The following is a 21,255-nucleotide window of genomic DNA, read 5'->3' as shown; positions in this document are numbered from 1 at the left end:
CTTCACTACTACTACAACTTCTGCTAGAACTCATGCGCATTCGACCCCTAGTACTTGGGCTTTTGAGCCTACTTCTTGCTGCAGTCATCGCGACTACTGGGTGGCTGCTGACAGCCCTGGTTGACTCCACCAAGCCCTTGTCCTTAGGGGTCGAATCAACCTTTAGTCTTGACTACGTCGAGCCTAAGACTTCACTCGCGGAGGAACTTGAGTCAGACTACGCACCGACGGTAATCCGTAACTCACTGGTTTCATTGGCCGAGCAGAACGGCTACTCCATCTACCGGCTGACTGGCACCGATGACGCAAGCGGGACTTCCCACGAGGTTTTCATCCCGCTGGAGCAAAATTATCCAGCACCGGAACGCATTCCCCGGCTCAACCGGCCGGATGCCTTGAGCCAAGCGTCCAGTGAGCTTGGGTCGCTGGATTACCACGGTGACTACGTCTTGGTTCCCAAAGCAACGGGTGGCAATGCGAACCACTTCTACGAATCGGCCAGGAATGACGGGCTCAGGCTAAGCGAAAAGACGCAGTTCCTTCACCTCATCCAATCGGTCGTATTCCGCCTGCCCGCGTTGGTGGCGATCCTGTTTCTATTTGTCGTTTCCCTTTTTGCCCTGGTATTTGTTCTTCGGGTTTCCGGTCTTAGATTGGCAGCGCTGCGCACAATAAATGGAGGGCACCGCAGTCAAAAAGGCAATTGGCGGCAATGGGCCTTTGTCATCCTCCCGCACCTAGTTCTCATTGGCCTTGCGAGTACATTCCTCGCCCGCCAAGGAAGCTATTCTTTTGCTCTCCTGTTCCTCAGGTTCTACGCCGCCGGGATAGGCTTGGCCCTGGCTACCACCGGTTTGGCCGTAGCCGTCACCGCCCCATTGTTGCGCCGCGCAGTAGCGCTGCTGGGGCAGCGTGCCCCCGCAGAGAAGGCGGCGGGAAAAGCGCTGAAAGTAATTTCGGTCTTTACCTGCGTGACCTTTGTAGCAGCGGGTCTTAGCTCAGCGGCTGCGCTCCGCTCCTACCAGCAGGAATCCGAGGCCCAGCAGACCTGGAAATCTCTCGCGGAGTTTGGAGCCTTGCATTTTTCAGCCAACTTCGACGGCCCTGCTGGCCGCGCGGAAGGAGGCGAGCTCTTGCCGCCCAGTGTGCAGCAGAACTTCCGCGACTTCGTGCTCAGCTGGGAACGGGAGCACGGGGCTGTCCTCAGCCATACTTTGCCGAAAGAAGGTACCGGTGTGCCGGACTCCTGCCCCGTGGCACTTGCTAACCGCCAATGGCACGATCTGCAGGATTATCAGTTCCGTCCCGGAGACGACAACCACTCGGTCGACTATTCCGCAGCCCAAGAGCATTTCGCAGCTTCCGTGGATCTGTGGGCTCAGGAATCCGGCGACCTGCTCCTTAAGTCTGCGCAAATTGGTCCGGTCAGTGCCGATCATGCGGTCGGATTCATTAGTGGAACAATGTCGGGGGAACTGGTTCCCGGCGATTGTTTTTACGTGCTTGAAACGGACGATCTATCCGGCTTCGACGCAGACTTCCTAAGCTCCACAGCTTCGAGTAAAAATTTGCTCTTCGCGGATTTCTCGGAACTGGGTCCAGAACTTACCGCTGCCGGCCTCGAAGGCTACGTGTACCCGGTACACGCCGCCGATCGCGGTCTGGCCGAACTAGTAGCCAGCACGGCGCTGTTCTGGCTGAGTATCCTGAGCGTCCTCGGAGCTTTGCTCGCCACGCTTGCGGCCTTGATAGTCCAGGCGCGCATCCAGCTCCGAGTTCACCGTCGCCTCCTGGTACTCCTCCACAGCGCTGGGCAATCACCGGACAAAACGATGTGGCGACTATTCAAAAGCCAACTGGTCAGCCTGACAGTTGTCGTCATATTGTCCGTCCTGGCTCCGCTACTGCTTCCCAACCCGTTCCTCTACACCTTCACCGCGCTAAGCTGCCTTGTCTTAATCGTCTACCTCGGTTTTGTCCGTCTCAGTATTTCTCAGCACATGTCCGCCTCCCCTAGGAGTCACAATGTCATTGGCTAGCCCCAATCAGTCCCCCACTCTGCCGCCGGAGATTTCCACCTCTCATCTCTGTCTCGCCGCGGAGTCGACTTTTTCTGTGGGGCGCAGCACGCGGATGGTGAAGAAGTCCCTCGTGGAAAATGCAACGTTTTCCCTACCCGGGCCAGGCTTTGTCGCCATCTGTGGAGCCAGCGGTTCCGGAAAGACTTTGCTGCTCAACACCTTGGCCGGGCTCCTGCCGCCGGCGGACGGCCTCCTCCGGATAGACGGTGAGAATGCCTCCGCGTGGAGGATGAAGCGGAGGCGGAGGTTCTGGCGAGAACGCGCAGCGATAATCCACCAAGACCACGGAATCATTCCCGAACTAAGCTGCGAAGATAACCTCACCCTCGGGCTATCCAGGAAGCAATACTCCAAAGAAGAATTGCTGCACTCCCTCGGCGAAGTCGGTCTTGATGTCCCCTTCGACGGGCCGGCAGCTATTCTCAGCGGAGGCGAGCAGCAGCGGCTGGCGATCGCCCGAGCCCTGCTCCGCGGCGCGGCTTATGTGTTCGCTGACGAGCCGACCGCCTCCCTCGACCCCACTAACCGCGACCAAGTTATCGCGCTCCTGCGGCGAGCTGCGGACGGGGGCGCACTCGTTCTGGCCGCCACGCACGATGCCGCAGTTATTGCTGCCGCTGACAGCACCTTGCGCATCAATGATCGCCAGGTCACAGTCTCCGGCTCTGCGCGGGATTAAATCGCGATGCCCGCGGCCTTGGCCACCTTCCGGTACCCGGCCGCATGGTCCGCGACGCTGGCGTGGGCGTTGAGTCCGCTGGGGTTGTCGAGCACGGGCCTGACCCCCGGAAAGTAGACACGTCGGGGGTTAGCTATGCTGCTTGGGTCAGTGTAGCTGATGTGAGTGCTTCGAAGTCATCGGGGGCTAGAAAGTTGCACCAGGAGTGCCGTCTGCGGGTGTTGTAGCGCATGCACCACCGGAAGACTTCTTGGCGACAGCTGATTGGATTGTCAAAGACTTTCCGATCACGTAGCACTTCACGTTTTAAGGTGGCGTTAAATGACTCTGCTAGGGCATTATCGGCGCTAGTTCCCACCGCGCCCATGGATTGGCGCACACCAAGTTGGGCGCAGTGGTCCCTAAAGGCTTGTGAGGTGTACACGCTGCCGTGATCAGAATGGAAAATTGCCCCTTTAAGGCTTCCGCGCACCTTGCTGGCATGGGACAAAGCTTCGATAACCAGCGATACCCGCATGTGATCGGCTAGTGCATGTCCGACGAGTTTGCGCGAGTAGACGTCGATGACCGTGGCTAGGTACATGTTCTTGCCGCCCTTACACGGCAGGTAGGTGATATCGCCTACGTAGACGTGGTTCGGCCTGTCAGCGGTGAATCTGCGGCCTACTAGATCTGGCATGACTCGGTGACCAGGCTTGCGCTTAGTGGTGATGCATCGACGCCGTTTGGTAAAGCCTTTTAGCCCCATGGATTTCATGATGCGTGCAACCTTCTTGTGATTTATCGGGCCGAAGTCCATATCGTCGTTGAGGCTTGCAGCGATGCGTTTAGCACCATAAAGCCCGTGCTCATCATCGAAGATGGTCTTGATTCTTGCACCAATAAGAGCATCAGAGCATATCTTTAACCTGCGATTTTCGCGGGGGACTAAACCGAGGGGACCACAGTGTCGGGGCCGCCTGGCCCTTTCGCCCACCACCCGAATGGGCGGAGTTTAGGGGATGAGGTAGTCGCGGTCCGGGATATCGGTAACAAGCATCTTGCCGGGCGCATGCGTGATGGCGAGGCTGGGCCGTGAGTTCATGACAATGGCCTGCGGGGTCACGCCACAGGCCCAAAAGACGGGGATGGTGCCCTCGGGGATGTCGATGGCCTCGCCGAAATCCGGCTGCGAGAGGTCCTCGATGCCGATGGCTGCCGGGTCGCCGACGTGTACTGGGGCGCCGTGGACGGCCGGGTAGCGGGAGGTGATGCGCACGGCGTCAGAGACCTGGCTCGCGGGAATGGGGCGCATCGATACGACCATGGGACCGGAGAAGACGCCGGCTGGGGTGGTGGCAATGGACGTGCGATACATCGGCACGTTGCGGCCTTGGTCGATGTGAGCGATAGAGATGCCGTTCTCCAGAAGGGCGTTCTCGAAAGTGAACGAGCAGCCGATGAGGAAGGAGACGGTGTCGGAGGTGTAGAAGGGGGTGGCGTCGGCAAGCGTCTGCGTGAGCGTGCCGTCCTCGTAGATGTTGTACGCGGGAATGTCGGTACGAATGTCCCCACCCGGAATGAGGTCCGAGGTGAACTCCCCTGCTTCCAGCACGCCAACGATGGGGCACGGCTTGGGATTGCGCTGGGCAAAAAGGAGGAAGTCGAAGGCGTACTCGCGCGGCAGGGCGATGAGGTTAGCCTGCATGAAGCCGCGCGCATGGCCCGCCGTCGTGGCCATGGCGTGCGAACGGGCAAAAGCGCGCACCTCGGCCGGAGTCTGCATTACGCCCATAGGTTCACCAGGCCGGAGATGGACTTAATACCGATGTAGATTTCCAGAATCAGGGCTAGCAAGCCGGCGATTAGCAGCCACAGCGGCTGCTTCACGTTGTGGGTCAGGTCGTGGCGGCGGAAGGCAACCCACATGACCATGGCGAAGGCGATGGGCAGGATGATGCCGTTGAAGGCGCCGGCGAAGATGAGCAGCTTCTGAGGGGCGGAGTTGAGAATTACGAAGAGGATTGTGCACACCACGATGAAACCGACAGTGAGGAAGTTGCGGGTACGCGAGCTGGTCTTCTGTGTGGTCACGAAGGTAATCGAGGTGTAGGAGGCACCGATAACGGAGGACAGACCGGCGGCGAAGAGGACGACGCCGAAGGCGCGGAGGCCGAACTCGCCGGCAGCGTGGCGGAAGGCATCGGCAGCCGTGTTGTCCTCGGACAGGGCCACGCCCGTGGCGACAACGCCCAAGACCGCGAGGAAGAGCAGCACGCGCATGATGCCGGTAACGATGATGCCGAGCACGGACGTCTTGGTAATGGCGCCAACGTTCTCTGGGCCCGAGAGGCCAGAATCGATGAGGCGGTGCGCGCCGGCGAAGGTGATGTAGCCGCCTACCGTGCCGCCGATGAGGGTGGTGATGACAAAGAAGTCGATGCTCTCCGGCATGACGGTGTTCTTCAGGGCCTCACCTACCGGGGGCTGGGACACGATGGCTACGTAGAGCATGAGCAGAATCATCACCGCGCCGAGGGCCGCGACGATGCGGTCTAGAGCCACGCCGGCGCGCTTAGACAGGAAAATGAAGACAGCGACAGTCGCGGCGATAACGCCACCCCAGCGCGCCTCGATGCCGAGTAGCGCATTAAGGCCGAGGCCAGAGCCGGCAATGTTGCCGATATTGAAGACCATGCCGCCGATGAAGACGAGCACGGCAAGGAACCAGCCCAATCCGGGGAGAACGGTGTTGCCCAGCTCGTTGGCGCGCATGCCGGAGACGGCCAACACGCGCCAAACATTGAGCTGGATGGCGATGTCCACGATGATCGACAACGCAATGGCGAAGGCGAAGGCCGCGCCCATCTGGACGGTAAAGACAGAGGTCTGGGTCAAAAAGCCCGGGCCGATGGCCGAGGTGGCCATGAGGAACATGGCACCGGCCATGGCGCCGATACCCTTGGGCGGTTGAGCCTGCTGAGGTGTCTGGTCAGAGGCCGGAACTGCGGAGGGGGTGGTTGATTCAGAGCTCACTAGAGAGAACCTTTCGTGACGCAGGTCGCATTATTGAATGGTCAAAGCATAAGGGTTGTTCAACAATCTGTAAACAACTAGGCGGTTGGGTACACCCGCACCCCGGACGTGACAGGTCGTTGCGCGATGCAAAAAAGTGACCTAGGATACTGAGTTAACTAATAGCCATTCGCTTAACTTGTGGAGGACCCTATGACTCAGGACATCTACATTGCAGGATCTGCGCGCCTGCCCATCGGCAAATTTGGCGGCAGCCTCGCCCGCCTTTCGCTTACCGAACTCGGCTCGCTCGCAGCAGAAGCAGCTATTGAGCGTTCGGGGCTTTCGGGTGCAGACCTCGATACCGCCGTGGCCTCCAACGTCATGCCCGTCGTGCCGAAGGACCTCTATCTCTCGCGGACCATCGCTAAAAACGTAGGCATGCCGGACTCATCCACCGCCATGGGCGTGAACCGCCTGTGCGGCTCCGGTGTCCAGGCCGTCATCAGCGCGGCGCAGCTTCTGCAATCCGGCGACGGCTCCCTGGCCCTTGCCGTCGGCGTGGAATCCATGAGCAACGCTCCCTATTCCGTCGAAGGCGCGCGCTTTGGCAAGCGCATGGGTGACGGCAAGCTCTACGACTGGCTGACCGGCGCACTCTCCTGCCCCTTCGGCACCGGGCATATGGGCGTGACCGCAGAAAACGTCGCCGCAGATAACAACATCTCCCGCGAGCGCCAGGACGAATTCGCCGCCGAATCCCAGGAGCGCGCCGCCAAGGCCCGCGCGGAGGGCGTGCATGCCGAGGAAATCGTCCCGGTCGGCGAGTTGGACTTTGATGAGGGGGTGAGGGAGACGGACGTCGAGAAGCTGGAGAAACTCAAGCCGGTCTTTGTTAAGGACGGAACCGTCACCGCCGGCAACGCCTCCGGCATCAACGATGGTGCAGCGGCCGCCGTTCTGGCCACCGCCGACGAGGTGGACAAGCGTGGCCTAGACCCGCTGGCGAAGATTGTGTCCTGGTCCATCGCGGGAGTGGACCCGACGCGCATGGGTATTGGCCCCATCGCCGCCGTGCCGAAGGCCCTGGAGAAGGCAGGCCTGAGCTTGGCGGATATCGACCTCATCGAGTCCAACGAGGCCTTCGCTGCCCAGGCCATTGCTGTCCAAGACGAGCTGGGCTTCGACCCGGCCAAGACGAACGTCTACGGCGGTGCCGTCGCGCACGGCCACCCGGTGGGCGCCACCGGTGTCATCCTGCTCACCAAGCTGGCTTATGCGCTGCGCCACCAGGGCAAGCGCTATGGCCTGGTCACCATGTGCATCGGCGGCGGTCAGGGCATCGCCATGATTATTGAGAATGGAGCGAAGTAAATGAACATCACCAAGGTAGCCGTTGTCGGCGCAGGTTCTATGGGTTCTGGCATCGCCGCGCTCTGCGCGTCCGCAGGCATGGACGTGGTCTTGCTTGACCAGAATGTGGAGGGCGCCCAGCGCGGCGTCGATATCCAGCTCAAGCGCAAAGGCTTCCACCTGCCAGAGTTCGCCGAGCGCGTGCGCGCTAGCGACGACTACGCCCTGTTGCAGGACCGCGAATGGGTCATCGAGGCCATCTTCGAGGACCTCGGCGCCAAGCACTCGCTCTACGAGGCCATCGAGCCTTATTTGTCTGCGGATGCTCTGTTGAGCTCGAACACCTCCACTCTGCCGCTGGCCTCTCTCCTTGAGGGCGTGCCGGAGGCTCGCCGCGACAAGTTCGCCATCACGCACTTCTTCAACCCGCCGAAGGTCATGCGCCTGGTGGAGCTCATCGCTTCAGGCTCCACGGAGGCCACCCTGCGCACGACCATCGAGCAAACCCTGGGCAAGATTGCGCTCGAATGCCGCGACACCCCGGGTTTCATTGCCAACCGCGTGGGCTGCTACTGGATGGCCGCCGGTGTGGCCCGCGCCCGCGAGTTCGACGTGTGCTACGAGCTTGCCGACGCTGCCTTCGGCCGCGCCTTCGGCATCCCCCGCACCGGTATTCTCGGGCTGCTCGATTACATCGGCCTCCAGCTGGTCAAGCCGATTTGGAAGTCTTTGGAGACGGCCCTGCCTGCAGGTGATCCGCTTCTCGACGTCCCCCTCGGCGATGACAAGTTCATCGAGGGCCTCGTCTCTCGGGGGCTCACCGGCCGCACCGGTGACGGCGGCTTCTACCGCGGCCGTGACGAAGTCATCAATGCTGATTATGACTACGTGCCGCGCACGCAGCCAACTGATCCCGTCGTGGGACTCAAGGATCCCCGCGAGGTCATGGAGACCGATTCGCCGGGCGGCCGCTTCGCCCGCGCCGTCTTCCTCGACACGCTGGCGTACTGCTGCGAGGTCGCACCTGACATTGCGGACCACGTGGGCCTCATCGACGAGGGCCTTACTCTTGGTTTCGGCTGGAAGAAGGGCATCTTCGCGCTTGCCGACGCCATCGGCATCGACTGGGTTGCCTCCGCCTACGGCTCCAACGTCCCGGCTTTGGTCTCCGCCGCGGCTTCGGCGGGCGGTTTCTACGGCAAGGGCTCGGTGCTCTCCTCGACCGGTTCGCGTCAGGAGCTCACTCCGCGCGAGGGCGTCGTGACCTTGGCTTCCTTGGATGCAGAGACCATCGTGTCTCTGGATGCAGGCGAGGTCCACGCGGTGTCTACATCTGCTGGGCGCATTGGCATAATCGACCTGCACACGCCGATGAACTCTCTGCCGACCCCAGCTCTCGAGGTCATTCGGGCTGCTCTTGGCGCCGTGACCTCGGAGAACCTCGTCGCGCTGGTGATTGGCAACGACAAGCCAGTTTTCTGCGCGGGCGCAGACCTCGCTTCCATCGCCTCCGCAGGCGAATCCGGCGATGCCTCGCTCGTCGAATCCCTCCTCTCGGACGGCTCCACCACCCTGCGCGCCCTCAAGTTCGCCCCGGTGCCGGTCGTAGCGGCTGTGCGCGGCGTGGCCTTAGGCGGCGGCTTTGAAACCGCGCTGGCCTGCGACCGCGTTGTTGCTCACGCCGATACCCGCCTCGGCTTCCCGGAGCGCACCGTGGGCCTCTACCCCGGGTGGACGGGAACCATCTCCTCGTTGGAGCGCCTCAAGGCGGCCGGCGTTGAAGACTACCACCAGAAGGCCTTTGATTTCATCGCCTCCGCCCGCAACTTCTCCTCGGCTTTCGAAGCCCAAAAGGCCGGTTTCCTCTCCTCGGATGATGTCGTGCTCATGTCCTACGACCACGTCCTCGCCCGCGCTGTGGAGGAGGCCGGCAACCTCGCCGACTCCTACACCCCACCCGCAGATGAACAGATTGAGATGTACTCCGGTTCCCCCGCCTTGGACCGCGACTGGCCCATCGAGGGCACCACCGAGAACGACCACGTCATCGTGGCCAAGCTCGCGGAGATGTACACCGGCTCCGGCTCGCTGAGCTTCACCGAGTTCTGCGACCGCGAGGTGGAGTACGACGTACCGCTGGTCCTCCTGCCCGCCAACGTGGAGCGCGCCAAGCACATGGCCGCGACCCGCAAGCCGCTGAACAACTAGCCTGCGCCACCCTCATCGCAAATGGTCCCTTTACTCTGGTCCCTTTACTCAGCAAAGGGACCATTTGTATGAGGTTTTTGATGTGGAGATGGTCCCTTATCAGCGCTAAGAAACCACAGTAGAAGGACCATCTAAACTCAGTGCTTGTTGAGGCTTGCTTTCCACCCCCACGACTATGCGCTACGGCGCGACCTCACAGCCTTGAGCGCTGCCCGCATCTCACTGACCACTCGTGGTCTTTCATAAAGCAATTCGCTCGGGGAATACCGCAAGACAACAAAGCCTAGATTCTGGATATGCTTTTCACGCTGCCGCTCCGCCCGGATGACCTCATCCACCGGTTTGCCGTAGGTGATTCCGTCATATTTCACATGCCCATCAATAACGAGTTGGACGCGATTTTCGTAGATAAGCGCAGTAGCGGGCAAGGCACGTTCGTCCCGATTGACTTTGACGCGGTCGTCAAAGCACGCACAAGACGTGTGAAGCTAACATTGTAAGTATTGTGGGCTCGCTACACCACAACGCTGGCCCAGCCGGGCCAGCGTCACTACAGCTACGACCGGTTCCGCCAACTGGTTGCCTCCCATGTCGACGCGGCCGGGCTGACCGCCCGGATCACCCATGCACCAGGGCATACGATGCAGGTGGATTGGGCAGGTACGAAAATGCGCCTGTACGACCCTTCAAGCACACCGGGGGTGAAAGTCACCATTTTCGTTGCTTTGTTGCCGTATTCAGGGATGCTCTTTGCATGTGCGTGTGCTGACCAGCGGCAGGGCCTGACCCCCGGAAAGTAGACACGTCGGGGGTTAGCTATGCTGCTTGGGTCAGTGTAGCTGATGTGAGCGCTTCGAAGGCATCAGGGGCTAGAAGGTTGCACCAGTAGTGCCGTCTGCGCGTGTTGTAGCGCATGCACCACCGGAAGACTTCCTGACGGCAGACGATGGGATTGTCAAAGACTTTCCGATCACGCAGAACTTCACGCTTTAAGGTGGCGTTAAACGATTCTGCTAGGGCATTATCGGCACTTGTACCCACTGCTCCCATGGATTGGCGTACACCAAGTTGGGCGCAGTGGTCCCTAAATGCCCGTGAGGTGTACACACTGCCGTGGTCGGAATGGAAAATTGCCCCTTTAAGGCTTCCGCGGACTTTCCTGGCATGAGACAAAGCCTCGATAACCAGCGATACCCGCATGTGATCGGCGAGTGCATGTCCGACGAGTTTGCGCGAGTAGACGTCGATGACTGTGGCAAGGTACATGTTCTTGCCTCCCTTACACGGCAGGTAGGTGATATCGCCTACATAGACCTGGTTCGGCTTATCAGCGGTGAATTTGCGGCCTACTAAATCTGGCATGACGCGGTGGCCAGGCTTGCGCCTGTTGGTGATGCACCGACGCCGTTTAGTAAAGCCTTTCAGGCCCATGGATTTCATGATGCGTGCGACCTTCTTGTGATTGATCGGAGGAAAGTCCGTATCGTCGTTGAGGCTTGCAGCGATGCGTTTAGCACCATAAAGCCCGTGCTCATCATCGAAGATGGCCTTGATTCGTGTCAATCCGACGGCAACATCACACTCACCACTTTTCTGTAGACATAAGACCTAGACCCCGCTAGACACGTGTAAAACAATGCTAGGAACGGCCCTATTTTACAGGAAACATTCTGCCGCATACCGGCGTAACAATAGGGTGTAATCAACTTTTACAAGTGTTATCTGTCTCGGAGAGGATAAGAATCAGAGCATGATCCTCTACGTCCGGTTCCTACCCCAGATCATTCCCACCGAAAGCCGCCGCCAACCGGCCTGACCTCGCTCACTCGCCGGGCCACGGCATCACCATGGGGCTTGACCTTCGAGCCGGGAGCCCGGGTGCTTGCCAAGGTCCAGCGAAGCTCTCCTGCTGCCGTGAACTATGTCGCGGTGGACATCGCGTCCTACGAGACGGCCGATGAAATCAGGGAATTCCTGGCCGGAAATGGGGCGTCATCCCTGGCCTTTGCCTCTGATACCGATACGCGGCTCATCACCGCCTACCGGATAAACCAGGTAAGCACCGCTGTAATCCTGGACGCCGCGGGCGCGGAGGTCTTCCGTGCCGTGGAGCCGGGTGCTGCGTAACTGCGGACGGCACTGGCCGCGGCGGGAGCCGGCTCAGTGAAGCCCCTTAGCCTGCGGCGGGCTCAGATGTAACTGCAGATTTGTTCAGCATCGCAGCGCTGAGGGTCGGCCACCTCGGCGGTTGCATATTGTTCGGCCACGGTCACCCGGAGCGCGGTGAGCTCCGCGATTTTCCGGTCCAGGTCCTGCAACTGTTTCCCCAGGACATCCCGTACGTGGGTGCAAGGCGTCAAACCGCTATCGCGGATCCGCAGAATGCCCTGGATCTGCGCCAGGGTCAGCCCGGCGATTTGGCTGCGGCGAATGAATTCGAGGCGGCTGAGGGTGTCGTGGGTGTAGTCACGATAGCCGTTGGCCGAGCGCTCAGCCGGTGGGAGCAGGCCCCGGTCCTCATAGAACCTGATCGTCTTGGTTGTTATACCGGCAGCATCAGCAACTTCACCGATTCGCATTTCGGGTCCTCATCTCGTTCCAAAAAATCGCATATGACCCTTCCATCGTACTGGAACGTTCCGCATCGGCACCCGCAAACCAACAGGTCCCGTCGCCAGCTTGACCTTCCCCCTTAGTGGAAGGTTGATAATGGGGTGTGACGTACTATTGGCCGTCCGGTTTCGTGTTGGGGTCCCCTGTCGGGGTCCCGGACACGAGCCGGACATATGAAGGGATGATCATGTCAATAAAAGTGAAGGGCCGGGAGCGCTCTGGCCTGGTGCTTGCGGCAGGCACTCTGCTGTCCTCCCTTGGTGTTGTGATGGTGGCGCTCGTGTGCTGCGGGGTACCCGTTCTGACGGCTGCAGCCGGTGTTTTCGCCGCGGCCGGCGCAATGGCCGGCAACCTCTGGTTCATTGCCGCCGCAGCCCTTGCCGCGGGGGCCCTGCTCCTGCGGGCGCAGCGTCGGGGCAGCCCGGGGACGGATTGTTGCGCCCGTTCCCGCCCGGGGGCCAGCCTGTCCGCGGGTTCTACTCCAACACCTCATTCATCGTCGGAGCAGGAGCGGTCCGGGCAGTCCCGGGCCGGTGCTTCTGAGGATGCGGGGTCACAGGGATGACGGGTGTTTTGGGTCTGGCCTTTCTGACCGGAATGCTTGCCACGGTGAATCCATGCGGGTTTGCGATGCTGCCAACCTATCTGGCGTATTTCATTGGTTCAGGCCCCGGTGCGGGACGGAAGCGGCCGTTGCTTGCAGGTCTTCAGGCCGGGGTTGCCCTCAGCGCCGGTTTCGCCACTGTCTTTGTTACGGCCGGCCTGCTCGCCGCTGTAGGCCTGCGGTCGGTGGCGTCGGCGCTTCCCTGGGCGGCGGCGCTGATCGGAGCGGTTATTGTGGTTGCCGGCCTTGGCATGGTGTTCGGATGGCAGCTGCCCGGGGCGAGGTTGAACCTGCCCCGGATTCTGAAGACGGACGGGACCAGTTCGGGCCTCAGGGCGGTCTTTGGCTACGGGGTGGCCTATGCGGTGGCTGCGCTCTCTTGCAGCCTGGCCCTGCTGCTGGCTGTTGTCGCCCAGGCTGTGTCCACCGGGAGCCTGGCCGGGCTGCTGGCGGTCTTCGCCGCCTACGCCTTGGGCTCCTCGGTGGTGCTGGTCCTTCTGTCCCTCGGTGCAGCGGTAGCGCGGGACGTCCTGGCACGCCACGTCCGAAGGATCCTGCCGTTTGTTAATCGTCTCGGCGGAGCCGCGCTTATCCTCGCAGGGATCTACCTGTTGCTCTACTGGGTTCCGGCCCTGTCCGGCGGGCAGGCCGGGGAGATCATGGGCGGGACGGTCACCGAAGCCAGCGTGGCGCTGTCCGGTTTCATCTCGGGCAACTGGCCCATCATCACCCTCACCGCGGTGGCCGCCGTCCTCGCCGCCGCGGCCCTAGCCCTGCGGCGCCGCAGTAAAAGCAAGGCACAGGACAACAGCGCAATCACGGATGGGGCTGAGAGCAGCGACAGCACCGAAGCGTGCTGCGGCCCGGAACGTCTTCTTCCCGACACGGCGCCAGGGCGCACCAACCAGAAAGGAAACCCATGACAACGACCAGAAACCACCGGCGGATCTTCACCATTACTGCCGTCGTAGCGGCCGCGGCCCTCATCCTGGTCCTGGCCCTCACTGCGTTGAACCGCGGGAGCGAAACCGCTCCCGCCGCCGGGCCAGCGGGCGCAAACAACGTGGACAGGATCGAGATCACATCTGTGGACGGCAAGGCCCTCACCGTCCCTTCCACCCGCCCGACAGTGCTGTATTTCATGGCGAGCTGGTGCTATACCTGCGTTCCGCAGGCAGAAGCGATGAAGGAACTGGAACAGGAATATGCCGATAAGGCAGACTTCGTCGCCGTGGACGTGACGCCGGAGACCACAAAACCCAAGTGGACCAGTTCCGCGAAATGGCCGGCACACCCGGATACCCCTTCGTTGTCGACCGGACCGGGGAACTCACCCAAAAGTACGCGGTCACATCCCTGGACAGTACCGTCGTCATCGCACCTGACGGTGACATCCTGGGCCGGGCCGATTCCCGGCCCATGAAGGCCGATGCCCTGAAGGAATTTCTTGACACAACACTTCCGTAGCAACACCGATCTCTTCGCTCCCGTTCTTGACCTTCCCGTGCAGGGGAAGGTGCAGACTGGGGACAGCATGCAAAAAGGAACGCCCCCGGGGTGTTCATTCGAGACTCCAAGGAGGACTAATGCCTGAGGCAGCACCAGATTTTGATTTAGCCGTGATCGGTTCCGGAGGCGGCGCCTTCGCCGCCGCCATCCGGGCCACCAAGCTGGGCAATCGGGTCGTGATGATCGAACGCTCCACGGTGGGCGGGACCTGTGTGAACACCGGGTGCGTTCCCTCCAAAGCCCTGCTGGCCGCCGCCGAAGCCCGGCATGTCGCTGTGGATGCGACCGGAAGGTTCCCCGGGATCAGCACTTCCGCCGCCCCGGTGGACATGGGTGTACTGATAGACGGGAAACGCTCCCTGGTCGAGGGAATGCGCTCGGATAAATACGTGGATCTGGCCGCCGACTACGGATGGGACCTGCGCCAGGGCACCGCGGTGTTCGCCGGCACCCCGGAGGAACCGGTCCTGGAAATCACCGGACCCGACGGCACCCGCGACTCCCTGACCGCCGCCCATTATCTGGTCGCGACCGGTTCGACCCCGTGGGCACCCCCGGTGCCGGGACTGGATGAAGTCAACTACCTGACCTCGACCACCGCCATGGAACTGAACGAGGTGCCCGAGTCCCTGATCGTCTTCGGCGGCGGGTACGTGGCCCTGGAGCAGGCGCAGCTTTTTGCCCGCCTCGGATCCAAAGTGACCTTGCTGGTCCGCTCCAGGCTTGCCTCGCACGAGGAACCGGAAGCCTCCCGTGCGCTGATGGGCGTCTTCGCCGACGAGGGCATCCGCGTGGTCCGCCGCGCAGCCGTAACTTCGGTCCGCACAGATCCCGCCGGCGCAGAGGTCCTTGTCACCGCCACGGTCGCCGGGGGCCAGGAGGAATTCCGCGCCGCAAAGCTGCTGGTAGCCACCGGCCGACGCGCCGTCACCGACGGACTGAACCTGGACGCCGTCGGCGTCAAGACCGGCGACACCGGCCAGATCCTGGTCGAGAGCACACTCGCCAGCTCCAACCCCAGGATCTGGGCCGCAGGGGATGTGACCGGGCACCGAGAATTCGTCTACGTCGCGTCCGCCCACGGAACCCTGATGGTGGAGAACGCCTTCAACAACGCCGGGCGCGAGGTCGACTACCGGCACCTGCCCCGCGTGACGTTCACCAGCCCGTCACTGGCCGCGGTCGGCATGACCGACAAGGAAGCCAACGAGGCGGGCATCCGGTGTGAATGCCGGGTCCTGCCCCTGGAATACGTTCCCCGGGCACTGGTGAACCGGGACACCCGCGGCTTCATCAAAATCGTCGCCGACGCCGACACCGGACGGATTGTGGGGATCACCGCCGTCGGCAAGGAGGCCGGTGACCTGGCCGCCGCCGGAGTCTACATCCTCGAGGCCGGCATGACCGTTGACCAGGTCGCGAACCTCTGGTGCCCATACCTGACCATGGCCGAAGGGATCAAAATCGCCGCACAGTCCTTCACCACCGACGTCTCCAAACTCTCCTGCTGCGCCTCCTGACCCGCGCCAGATCCCAGCCTAATCCCATTACGTTGTTGGCAGTTCCGCTTGAAGGAGCCCAGGATTCGTACTCCTAGCCCCATGCTGGGGCAGGCTATGTTTATCTGCGTTCCTTCTGCCTTGTGGCAGTGGAACTAGTCGCTGGCTTCGGTATGGCTTATTTTCGTCCCTGTCTGAAAATGATCCGGGGGGGGTGTTCCCGATCTCTGTCTTCGCATAGATAAAGCGCGTTAGCATTTATTACCCTTAAAGAGTGATTACCAACGAACTTCGAAATTTACTAGCCAAAGCAACCACCCATGCACAGCGTTTTCAAGACGGAGAAGACCACACTGTAGCCGCAGCACTCCTCACCAAATCAGGCAAACACGTACTCGGTTTGAACGCGCACCACTTCCTCGGTGGTCCTTGCGGGGAAGTCTCGGCTTTAGCTAACCATGCTGCTAGTTATCCAGAGGACCCAATCCAAGCAGTAGTCGCCGTATACGGACCTACTGGTCAAGTTATTCCTCCCTGCGGTAAATGCCGCCAGGTGCTTTTTGATGTTGATCCGTCCATTCGGTGCATCGTGCGCGGAAGCAATGGACTTGAAGCACTTACCGTAGAAGAACTCTTGCCTTTCGCATTCAACTGGCGAGATATGGAACAAGAGCAGCGCATCTACATGTGGGAAGGCTACGAGGAATCAATTCGTAGCGGAGAAAAGCAACAAACCATCCGGGTAGATGATCCTTTCCATGAAGGAAGTGCCCAAATTGTCTTCGAGAAAGAATCCGGAGAGGTCGTCACCATTCCTGCACAGGTCACGTCCGTTGTCTCGACCCAGCGAAGTGAATTGTCGGAAAAGCAAGCTAGAAATGACGGTTTTGGTTCTCTCACCGAGCTTCAGGAAGCGCTAGATACTCACTATCCCGGATTAGCTGCCGATGACGAAGTCGACCTCGTAGAGTTCAAACTCCAGTAATTCAAACAATCTAAAAGCGCACTTACCCTTTTTGTAGAAGCAGTAAAACTACACCAGAGTTTGTGACTTAGGGGAGTGCTTCACATCTGCAAAACCGACGACTAATTTCTTGTTTTTTCTGTGTGTCAGCTCACTAACCAAAAGCCTAGGACACGCACCTGTGCGCCTTGTTTATTGGAGCGCACGGGGATACTGGAGACTACGAGTACGCACTAGACGCAGCCAACAGTGCCGCCAAGCACCTACAGGTAATACAAGCGGAGTTGCCTGCCACTTCCCCACTGGACCGCGACGCCGGCATGCTCGCTAAGTTTGTGCGCGCGGGACAGGGAAATCTGTCTCAACAACGACCCGCAGATAATCCCGACGAACTTCTAGACTTAGCCACCAGCCTCAAAGAAAGGCTGGAAGGGGCGGATTCTAGGGGTCATTTTTCTTTGGCTAAACGCGGTTTTAGGCCGAATTTCGGCTCTCGACCACGAGCTCTAGGCCACGGGCTTCGTCCTCGTTTGAGAACCAGCCGGTGGCCTTGGTCGGGCTACGCCGCAAGCGGTGGCGCGTTGGGGAAAGCGTCGGTGCTAGTCTCATTGCGTCCGCGGGTGAAATTGGGTAGCCGAAAGTTTAATTGCTGGGATTCTGTAAACTCTGTGTGATTAGATTCACACGCCCCGACAGCGCTTCAAAAAGACCTTCCGGGCGTTATAGGAGCCACCGATAACGCCCGGTCGGGGCCGTTTGGAACACTGCTGCTCCGTCAGAGCCCGAAGGCTCCGCCACTGACGAGGATCACGATACCGAGGCCGATGAGAACGATGGGAAAGAGGATGCCCTCCCAGCGTTCGAGCACTTCCGCGATCGGGGGGCGGGTTGCGACGAACTTTGCCAGGGCCACCAGGACCGCAACGAGCGCGAGGAAGATAACGCAGTAGGCGACTACTGCGAGAGGCTCCACGCTGAGGAATACAGGGGTGTAGACACCGATGTTGTCGCCACCGTTGGCAAAGGTGACGCCTGCGACTGTCCAAACGCCGACCTTCTTGCCGGCAACCTTGGCCTCGTCATCGTCGTCACCGTCTCCGCGCCAGGCCTCCCATGCGGCCCAGAGGCCGAGGCCCAGTGGGATGAGACCGAAGTACGGGATGGCTGTCGAGGGCAGGAATGCTCCGGCGCCCATGGTCACCAGAACCGCGGCACCGAGGATGCCGGCGAATCCGAGGTACTGGCCGGCCAGAATGCGGGCGGTGGTGCCGCGCTGGCCTGCCCCTCGCGCGAAGAAGAGGGAGAGCACGATGATGTCGTCGATGTTGGTAGCTGCGAACAGGCCTATCGCCTGCAAGACCGAGGTGAGAATCATGCGTCCTCCCCAGCTGCGTAGCACCCGGGAAGCGTGCAGACGGGATCGATGCACGGGGCGTCTTCGTCTACTGCCAAGGTGGCATCGACCAGTGCTGTCAGTGCCTGTGCCAGGTGCGGATCGGCGATCTCGTATCGCGTCCGACGCCCCTCGGGCTCGGAGACGACAATCCCACAATCGCGCAAGCATGTCAGGTGGTTGGACACGTTCGGGCGTGTCAGGTCCAGATCTCGGGACAGTTCCGCCGGGTAGGCGGGATGGTCGAGCAGAGTCAAGATGATCCGGGATCGAGTGGGGTCGGCCAGTGCACGACCCAGGCGGTTCATCACGTCGAGACGCGAAGCAATAGTCAGCATGCGCTGAACTATACAGCGATCGCTGAACTAGTCAAGTTCCGGGTAGCGGTGCAGCTGTGTGCGCTGCTGAAGAGACAGTGAAAGTAGCAGAGATGGCGCAGATTCCGGCAAAGTTGCGAAAACAGCTGAACCACGCTCGTTTCTGATGATCGGCCCATGTGCGATTTGTGCCGCGCCGAAGGCAACCGAATTGGCTCGAAGTGGTGCTGTTGCAAAGTTGGGGCAGTAGAAAGACCGACGTGAAATAATCAGAGCCATGGGCATCTTCTCCGGTCGGCATTTCCCCCGTGACATCATCCTGTGGGCAGTGCGGTGGTACTGCCGCTACGGCGTGAGCTACCGCGACCTCGAAGAAATGATGACCGAGCGGGGTGTGCCAGTCGATCACACCACGATCTACCGCTGGGTGCAGAAATACGCCCCTGAGCTGGATAAGCACACTCGCTGGTACCGGCAGGTACCCGACTGGCAGGCCCGGTCCTGGCGGGTGGATGAGACCTATATCCGGGTCGGCGGCACGTGGTGCTATCTCTACCGGGCTATTACCGCCGGTGGGCAGACCTTAGACTTCTACCTCTCACCAAAACGGAATGTGGCTGCGGCCAAGCGTTTCCTGGCCAAGACGCTACGATCGAATACGACAGCCGGGTCCCCGCGGGTCATCAACACCGACAAGGCACCAGCTCTGGCCAAGGCAATATCCGAGCTGAAGGCGGAGGGAATCTGCCCTCAGACGGTGGAGCACCGGCAGGTGAAATACCTGAACAACGTTCTCGAGGGAGATCATGGCCGACTTAAAAGAATCCTGGGACCGAAGGGGGCGTTCAAAAACCGAATTTCCGCCTACCGGACGTTGAAAGGGATGGAAGCGATGCATTCATTACGGAAAGGTCAGGGCACGATGTTTGCTTATGGGCACCCCAATCCGGACGCGGTGATCGTCAACCGGGTCTTCGAGACGGCCTGAGAACGCCAGCACGCAGCGGCCATCAGGAAATGAGAAACTGGGTCGTCTCGGCTCTCCGCCCAACTTTGCAACAGCACCTATCATATATAGTACATGCCAGCTAAAGGCTTTCATCTTTACACAGCGTTGGATTTGTACTCGCGCAAGGTTGTGGGATGGACTGTCCAACACCGACAGGAAAAGACCATCGCTACACGCCTGATTGAACAAGTCATTGCTGACCAGGAGCTCAACGGTCACAGCGTTGAAGTCGTACACACCGACAACGGCAAAGTCATGACCTCACACATGATGAAGGACATGCTGGATGAACACGGCGTGCAGCTGTCATTAATTCGGCCGAATGTTTCGAATGACAACCCATTTGAAGAGTCATCACATCGCACAATCAAGCATCACCGCTATGCGTTAGAAACCTATGATGATATCCAGCATGCGCAGAAAGTCATCGGCAGGATTATCGACGAATACAATAACCGTGACCGCCACAGCGGGCTGAATGGATACACACCTAGTGAAGTGTATTCAGGCACGTGGCGTGACATCCTTGAACATCGCCGAGCAAAGGAAACCGTCTACTACGCGACGCACCCGCACCGCAGACCCAGACCCCGGAAATCCGTCTACAAGCCACCACCTAAAACGGTAGAAATCAACAACGGCAAACCCCTAGCGCCCGAGACATCGAGCGCGTAAAGTAACAACCACGTCAAACAGGGGGATGTTCACAACTCAAAGGCAGGCGCCGATCGAGGGCAAAGGGACCAAAGTAAGAGGACCAAACTAGAAGGACCACCAAGCGAGCCTTTCCACATCCCCGGCCGGCTGGTTACTTATAGGCCGAGAAGCCCGTAATCTTCTTGCCCATGATGAGGGACTGCACAGTGTCGGTGCCCTCGTAGGTGTGCATGGCCTCAATGTCCGCGAAGTGGCGAGCGATATCGTTTTCCAGCAGGATGCCGACTCCACCGAGCATGTCGCGGGCGTCAGCGGCGATGCGCCGCGCGGCACGCGTGTTGTGGAGTTTGGCCGCCGAGGCTTGCTCCGGGGCCAAGGTGCCAGCTTCCTCGCGCTGGGAGACCTCGCGGCAGGTGAGCATCATTTGGCTGAGATCCAAGACCATGTTGGCAAGGCGCTGCTGGATGATTTGGGCTTTGGCCAGTTCACGGCCGAATTGAACGCGTTCGAGCACATAGGAGCGGGCAATCTCGTAGCAAGCCACCGCAGAGCCGAGCGCCATCCAGGACACGCCGATACGGGTGGAGGTCAGGACGCGGGAGACATCCTTGAAGCTGCGGCAGCCTGGAAGCTGGTTGGCGGCGGGGATGCGGCAGTCAGTCAGCGAGATGTGTGCCTGGTGGATGGCACGCAGGGAAAGCTTGCCCTCAATCACGGTGGCGGAGTAGCCGGCACTGTCCTGCGGAACGATGAAGCCGCCGACGTTGCCGTCTTCCATGCGGGCGTAAATGATGGTGATGCCGCCGGAAGCGCCGTTGCCAATCCACTTCTTTTCGCCGTTGAGGACCCACTCGTCGCCCTCGCGCACCGCGGTCGTTTCCAGCGCGATGGAGTCCGATCCATGCGCGGGTTCGGTCAGGCCGAATGCGCCGAGCAGCGAGCAGTTAGCCATCTGCGGCAAGTACGAAGCCTTCTGTTCCTCCGAGCCCAGCATCGCAATCGAGCGCATGGCCAACCCCGCCTGCACCGCGATGACCGTACCCATCGAGGCATCCGCGCGGGTGATTTCCATGAGCGCCAGCCCAGCACCAAGCGTGGACATCTGCTCGTGGCCTTCCACAGCCAGCCCATCGGTCATCACGTCCAAGGAACCTAAGCGCGCAACCAGGTCCAGCGGGTACTCGGAGGCCTGCCAGTGCTTATTGATTACCGGGTCGGAGTACTCGCGGAACTGAGCGGCACGGTTCCAACCGGCGGCGTCGGCTGAAGAAAGGTCATCGAAGACGCCGAGAAAGTCAGTGGTGCGCTCGAAGAGGTTGTGGGACATGGTTGCTTCTCCAGGTAATACGAATGGGTATTAGTCACAATTGTGACT

At 60.4% G+C, this 21,255-nt stretch carries 19 protein-coding genes and 2 pseudogenes; 13 read left to right on the top strand and 8 right to left on the bottom strand.

From position 1 onward, the window contains the following. Nucleotides 1-32: 32 nt before the first annotated feature. Both I6J26_RS08845 and I6J26_RS08840 read left to right on the top strand, forming a co-directional pair. The gene (locus tag I6J26_RS08845) at nt 33-2,039 is read left to right on the top strand and encodes a hypothetical protein (RefSeq protein WP_115021283.1); all 2,007 of its coding nucleotides are present in this window, start codon (nt 33-35) and stop codon (nt 2,037-2,039) included. Then, complete coding sequence (locus I6J26_RS08840; protein WP_016456434.1) at nt 2,026-2,760, top strand: ATP-binding cassette domain-containing protein; 735 nt, start codon at nt 2,026-2,028, stop codon at nt 2,758-2,760. The genes I6J26_RS08845 and I6J26_RS08840 overlap by 14 nt, the downstream gene beginning before the upstream one ends. Nucleotides 2,761-2,893: 133 nt before the next feature. On the opposite strand, the pseudogene I6J26_RS08835 reads toward I6J26_RS08840, so the two are convergent. The 3 genes and pseudogenes from I6J26_RS08835 to I6J26_RS08825 form a co-directional block, all read right to left on the bottom strand. After that, nucleotides 2,894-3,673, bottom strand: a pseudogene (locus tag I6J26_RS08835) (IS3 family transposase); the annotation flags it as partial. 81 nt (nt 3,674-3,754) lie between these two features. Continuing rightward, nucleotides 3,755-4,534 carry a putative hydro-lyase gene (locus I6J26_RS08830; RefSeq protein WP_181815337.1) on the bottom strand — a complete coding sequence of 260 codons (780 nt, stop codon included), beginning with the start codon at nt 4,532-4,534 and terminating at the stop codon, nt 3,755-3,757. After that, a complete protein-coding gene (locus tag I6J26_RS08825) occupies nt 4,525-5,688 on the bottom strand; it encodes an NRAMP family divalent metal transporter (RefSeq protein ID WP_115024232.1) in 1,164 nt (387 codons plus the stop codon). Before I6J26_RS08825 ends, I6J26_RS08830 begins: the two co-directional genes overlap by 10 nt. A 279-nt stretch (nt 5,689-5,967) precedes the next feature. Between I6J26_RS08825 and I6J26_RS08820 the strand changes: the two genes are divergently transcribed. The 3 genes from I6J26_RS08820 (at nt 5,968) to I6J26_RS08810 (ending at nt 10,115) form a co-directional block, all read left to right on the top strand. Further along, a complete protein-coding gene (locus tag I6J26_RS08820; protein ID WP_115021280.1) occupies nt 5,968-7,128 on the top strand; it encodes an acetyl-CoA C-acyltransferase in 1,161 nt (386 codons plus the stop codon). Continuing rightward, nucleotides 7,129-9,315, top strand: a complete 2,187-nt coding sequence (locus I6J26_RS12980; RefSeq protein ID WP_115021279.1) for a 3-hydroxyacyl-CoA dehydrogenase/enoyl-CoA hydratase family protein — start codon at nt 7,129-7,131, stop codon at nt 9,313-9,315. 503 nt (nt 9,316-9,818) lie between these two features. Continuing rightward, the gene (locus tag I6J26_RS08810; protein ID WP_239107286.1) at nt 9,819-10,115 is read left to right on the top strand and encodes a hypothetical protein; all 297 of its coding nucleotides are present in this window, start codon (nt 9,819-9,821) and stop codon (nt 10,113-10,115) included. 16 nt (nt 10,116-10,131) lie between these two features. On the opposite strand, the pseudogene I6J26_RS08805 reads toward I6J26_RS08810, so the two are convergent. After that, a pseudogene (locus I6J26_RS08805) lies at nt 10,132-10,872 on the bottom strand (IS3 family transposase); the annotation flags it as partial. Between the two features lie 297 nt (nt 10,873-11,169). Here I6J26_RS08805 and I6J26_RS08800 point away from each other — a divergent pair. Beyond that, nucleotides 11,170-11,442, top strand: a complete 273-nt coding sequence (locus I6J26_RS08800; RefSeq protein ID WP_115021277.1) for an alkyl hydroperoxide reductase — start codon at nt 11,170-11,172, stop codon at nt 11,440-11,442. A 62-nt stretch (nt 11,443-11,504) separates the two neighbouring features. Here I6J26_RS08800 and I6J26_RS08795 read toward each other — a convergent pair whose 3' ends face one another. Further along, nucleotides 11,505-11,888 carry a heavy metal-responsive transcriptional regulator gene (locus I6J26_RS08795; protein ID WP_369815758.1) on the bottom strand — a complete coding sequence of 128 codons (384 nt, stop codon included), beginning with the start codon at nt 11,886-11,888 and terminating at the stop codon, nt 11,505-11,507. Nucleotides 11,889-12,115: 227 nt separating this feature from the next. Between I6J26_RS08795 and I6J26_RS08790 the strand changes: the two genes are divergently transcribed. The 5 genes from I6J26_RS08790 to I6J26_RS08770 all read left to right on the top strand — a co-directional run bounded on the left by I6J26_RS08790 (nt 12,116) and on the right by I6J26_RS08770 (nt 16,525). Beyond that, on the top strand, nt 12,116-12,493 hold the full coding sequence (locus I6J26_RS08790; protein WP_034973490.1) for a hypothetical protein: 378 nt from the start codon (nt 12,116-12,118) through the stop codon (nt 12,491-12,493). Next, entirely contained in the window at nt 12,490-13,455 is a 966-nt protein-coding gene (locus I6J26_RS08785; protein ID WP_115021276.1) for a cytochrome c biogenesis CcdA family protein, read from the top strand. Before I6J26_RS08790 ends, I6J26_RS08785 begins: the two co-directional genes overlap by 4 nt. After that, entirely contained in the window at nt 13,452-13,955 is a 504-nt protein-coding gene (locus tag I6J26_RS08780) for a thioredoxin domain-containing protein (protein ID WP_239121750.1), read from the top strand. The genes I6J26_RS08785 and I6J26_RS08780 overlap by 4 nt, the downstream gene beginning before the upstream one ends. Before the next feature lie 163 nt (nt 13,956-14,118). After that, nucleotides 14,119-15,561, top strand: coding sequence for a mercury(II) reductase (gene merA / locus I6J26_RS08775; RefSeq protein WP_005532160.1), 1,443 nt, complete (start codon nt 14,119-14,121; stop codon nt 15,559-15,561). A 253-nt stretch (nt 15,562-15,814) separates the two neighbouring features. Continuing rightward, on the top strand, nt 15,815-16,525 hold the full coding sequence (locus I6J26_RS08770; protein ID WP_070523555.1) for an ASCH domain-containing protein: 711 nt from the start codon (nt 15,815-15,817) through the stop codon (nt 16,523-16,525). A gap of 754 nt (nt 16,526-17,279) precedes the next feature. Here the strand turns inward: I6J26_RS08770 and I6J26_RS08765 are convergent. Next, complete coding sequence (locus tag I6J26_RS08765) at nt 17,280-17,879, bottom strand: cadmium resistance transporter (RefSeq protein WP_115021275.1); 600 nt, start codon at nt 17,877-17,879, stop codon at nt 17,280-17,282. Further along, a complete protein-coding gene (cmtR, locus tag I6J26_RS08760) occupies nt 17,876-18,235 on the bottom strand; it encodes a Cd(II)/Pb(II)-sensing metalloregulatory transcriptional regulator CmtR (protein WP_003849933.1) in 360 nt (119 codons plus the stop codon). Before cmtR ends, I6J26_RS08765 begins: the two co-directional genes overlap by 4 nt. A gap of 256 nt (nt 18,236-18,491) precedes the next feature. Here cmtR and I6J26_RS08755 point away from each other — a divergent pair, with 256 nt between their 5' ends. Then, entirely contained in the window at nt 18,492-19,202 is a 711-nt protein-coding gene (locus I6J26_RS08755; protein WP_005326899.1) for an IS6 family transposase, read from the top strand. Between the two features lie 93 nt (nt 19,203-19,295). Then, nucleotides 19,296-19,898, top strand: coding sequence for a DDE-type integrase/transposase/recombinase (locus I6J26_RS08750; RefSeq protein WP_070523112.1), 603 nt, complete (start codon nt 19,296-19,298; stop codon nt 19,896-19,898). Between the two features lie 133 nt (nt 19,899-20,031). Here the strand turns inward: I6J26_RS08750 and I6J26_RS08745 are convergent, their stop codons facing one another. Then, nucleotides 20,032-21,207: an acyl-CoA dehydrogenase family protein gene (locus I6J26_RS08745; RefSeq protein WP_115021274.1), complete on the bottom strand. Its 1,176-nt coding sequence runs from the start codon at nt 21,205-21,207 to the stop codon at nt 20,032-20,034. Nucleotides 21,208-21,255 lie beyond the last annotated feature (48 nt).

It is taken from the genome of Corynebacterium minutissimum, assembly GCF_016889765.1.
Lineage (GTDB): Bacteria > Actinomycetota > Actinomycetes > Mycobacteriales > Mycobacteriaceae > Corynebacterium > Corynebacterium minutissimum_B.
Note: the sequence above shows the minus strand (reverse complement) of the source record. Positions and strands in the feature narration are given on the sequence as shown.

Coding starts and splice junctions, on each gene's coding strand:
- I6J26_RS08845 (WP_115021283.1), top strand. CDS start 33: ATGCGCATTCGACCCCTAGTACTTGGGCTTTTGAGCCTACTTCTTGCT.
- I6J26_RS08840 (WP_016456434.1), top strand. CDS start 2,026: ATGTCATTGGCTAGCCCCAATCAGTCCCCCACTCTGCCGCCGGAGATT.
- I6J26_RS08830 (WP_181815337.1), bottom strand. CDS start 4,534: ATGGGCGTAATGCAGACTCCGGCCGAGGTGCGCGCTTTTGCCCGTTCG.
- I6J26_RS08825 (WP_115024232.1), bottom strand. CDS start 5,688: ATGGCCGGTGCCATGTTCCTCATGGCCACCTCGGCCATCGGCCCGGGC.
- I6J26_RS08820 (WP_115021280.1), top strand. CDS start 5,968: ATGACTCAGGACATCTACATTGCAGGATCTGCGCGCCTGCCCATCGGC.
- I6J26_RS12980 (WP_115021279.1), top strand. CDS start 7,129: ATGAACATCACCAAGGTAGCCGTTGTCGGCGCAGGTTCTATGGGTTCT.
- I6J26_RS08790 (WP_034973490.1), top strand. CDS start 12,116: ATGTCAATAAAAGTGAAGGGCCGGGAGCGCTCTGGCCTGGTGCTTGCG.
- I6J26_RS08785 (WP_115021276.1), top strand. CDS start 12,490: ATGACGGGTGTTTTGGGTCTGGCCTTTCTGACCGGAATGCTTGCCACG.
- I6J26_RS08780 (WP_239121750.1), top strand. CDS start 13,452: ATGACAACGACCAGAAACCACCGGCGGATCTTCACCATTACTGCCGTC.
- merA (WP_005532160.1), top strand. CDS start 14,119: ATGCCTGAGGCAGCACCAGATTTTGATTTAGCCGTGATCGGTTCCGGA.
- I6J26_RS08765 (WP_115021275.1), bottom strand. CDS start 17,879: ATGATTCTCACCTCGGTCTTGCAGGCGATAGGCCTGTTCGCAGCTACC.
- cmtR (WP_003849933.1), bottom strand. CDS start 18,235: ATGCTGACTATTGCTTCGCGTCTCGACGTGATGAACCGCCTGGGTCGT.
- I6J26_RS08755 (WP_005326899.1), top strand. CDS start 18,492: ATGGGCATCTTCTCCGGTCGGCATTTCCCCCGTGACATCATCCTGTGG.
- I6J26_RS08750 (WP_070523112.1), top strand. CDS start 19,296: ATGCCAGCTAAAGGCTTTCATCTTTACACAGCGTTGGATTTGTACTCG.
- I6J26_RS08745 (WP_115021274.1), bottom strand. CDS start 21,207: ATGTCCCACAACCTCTTCGAGCGCACCACTGACTTTCTCGGCGTCTTC.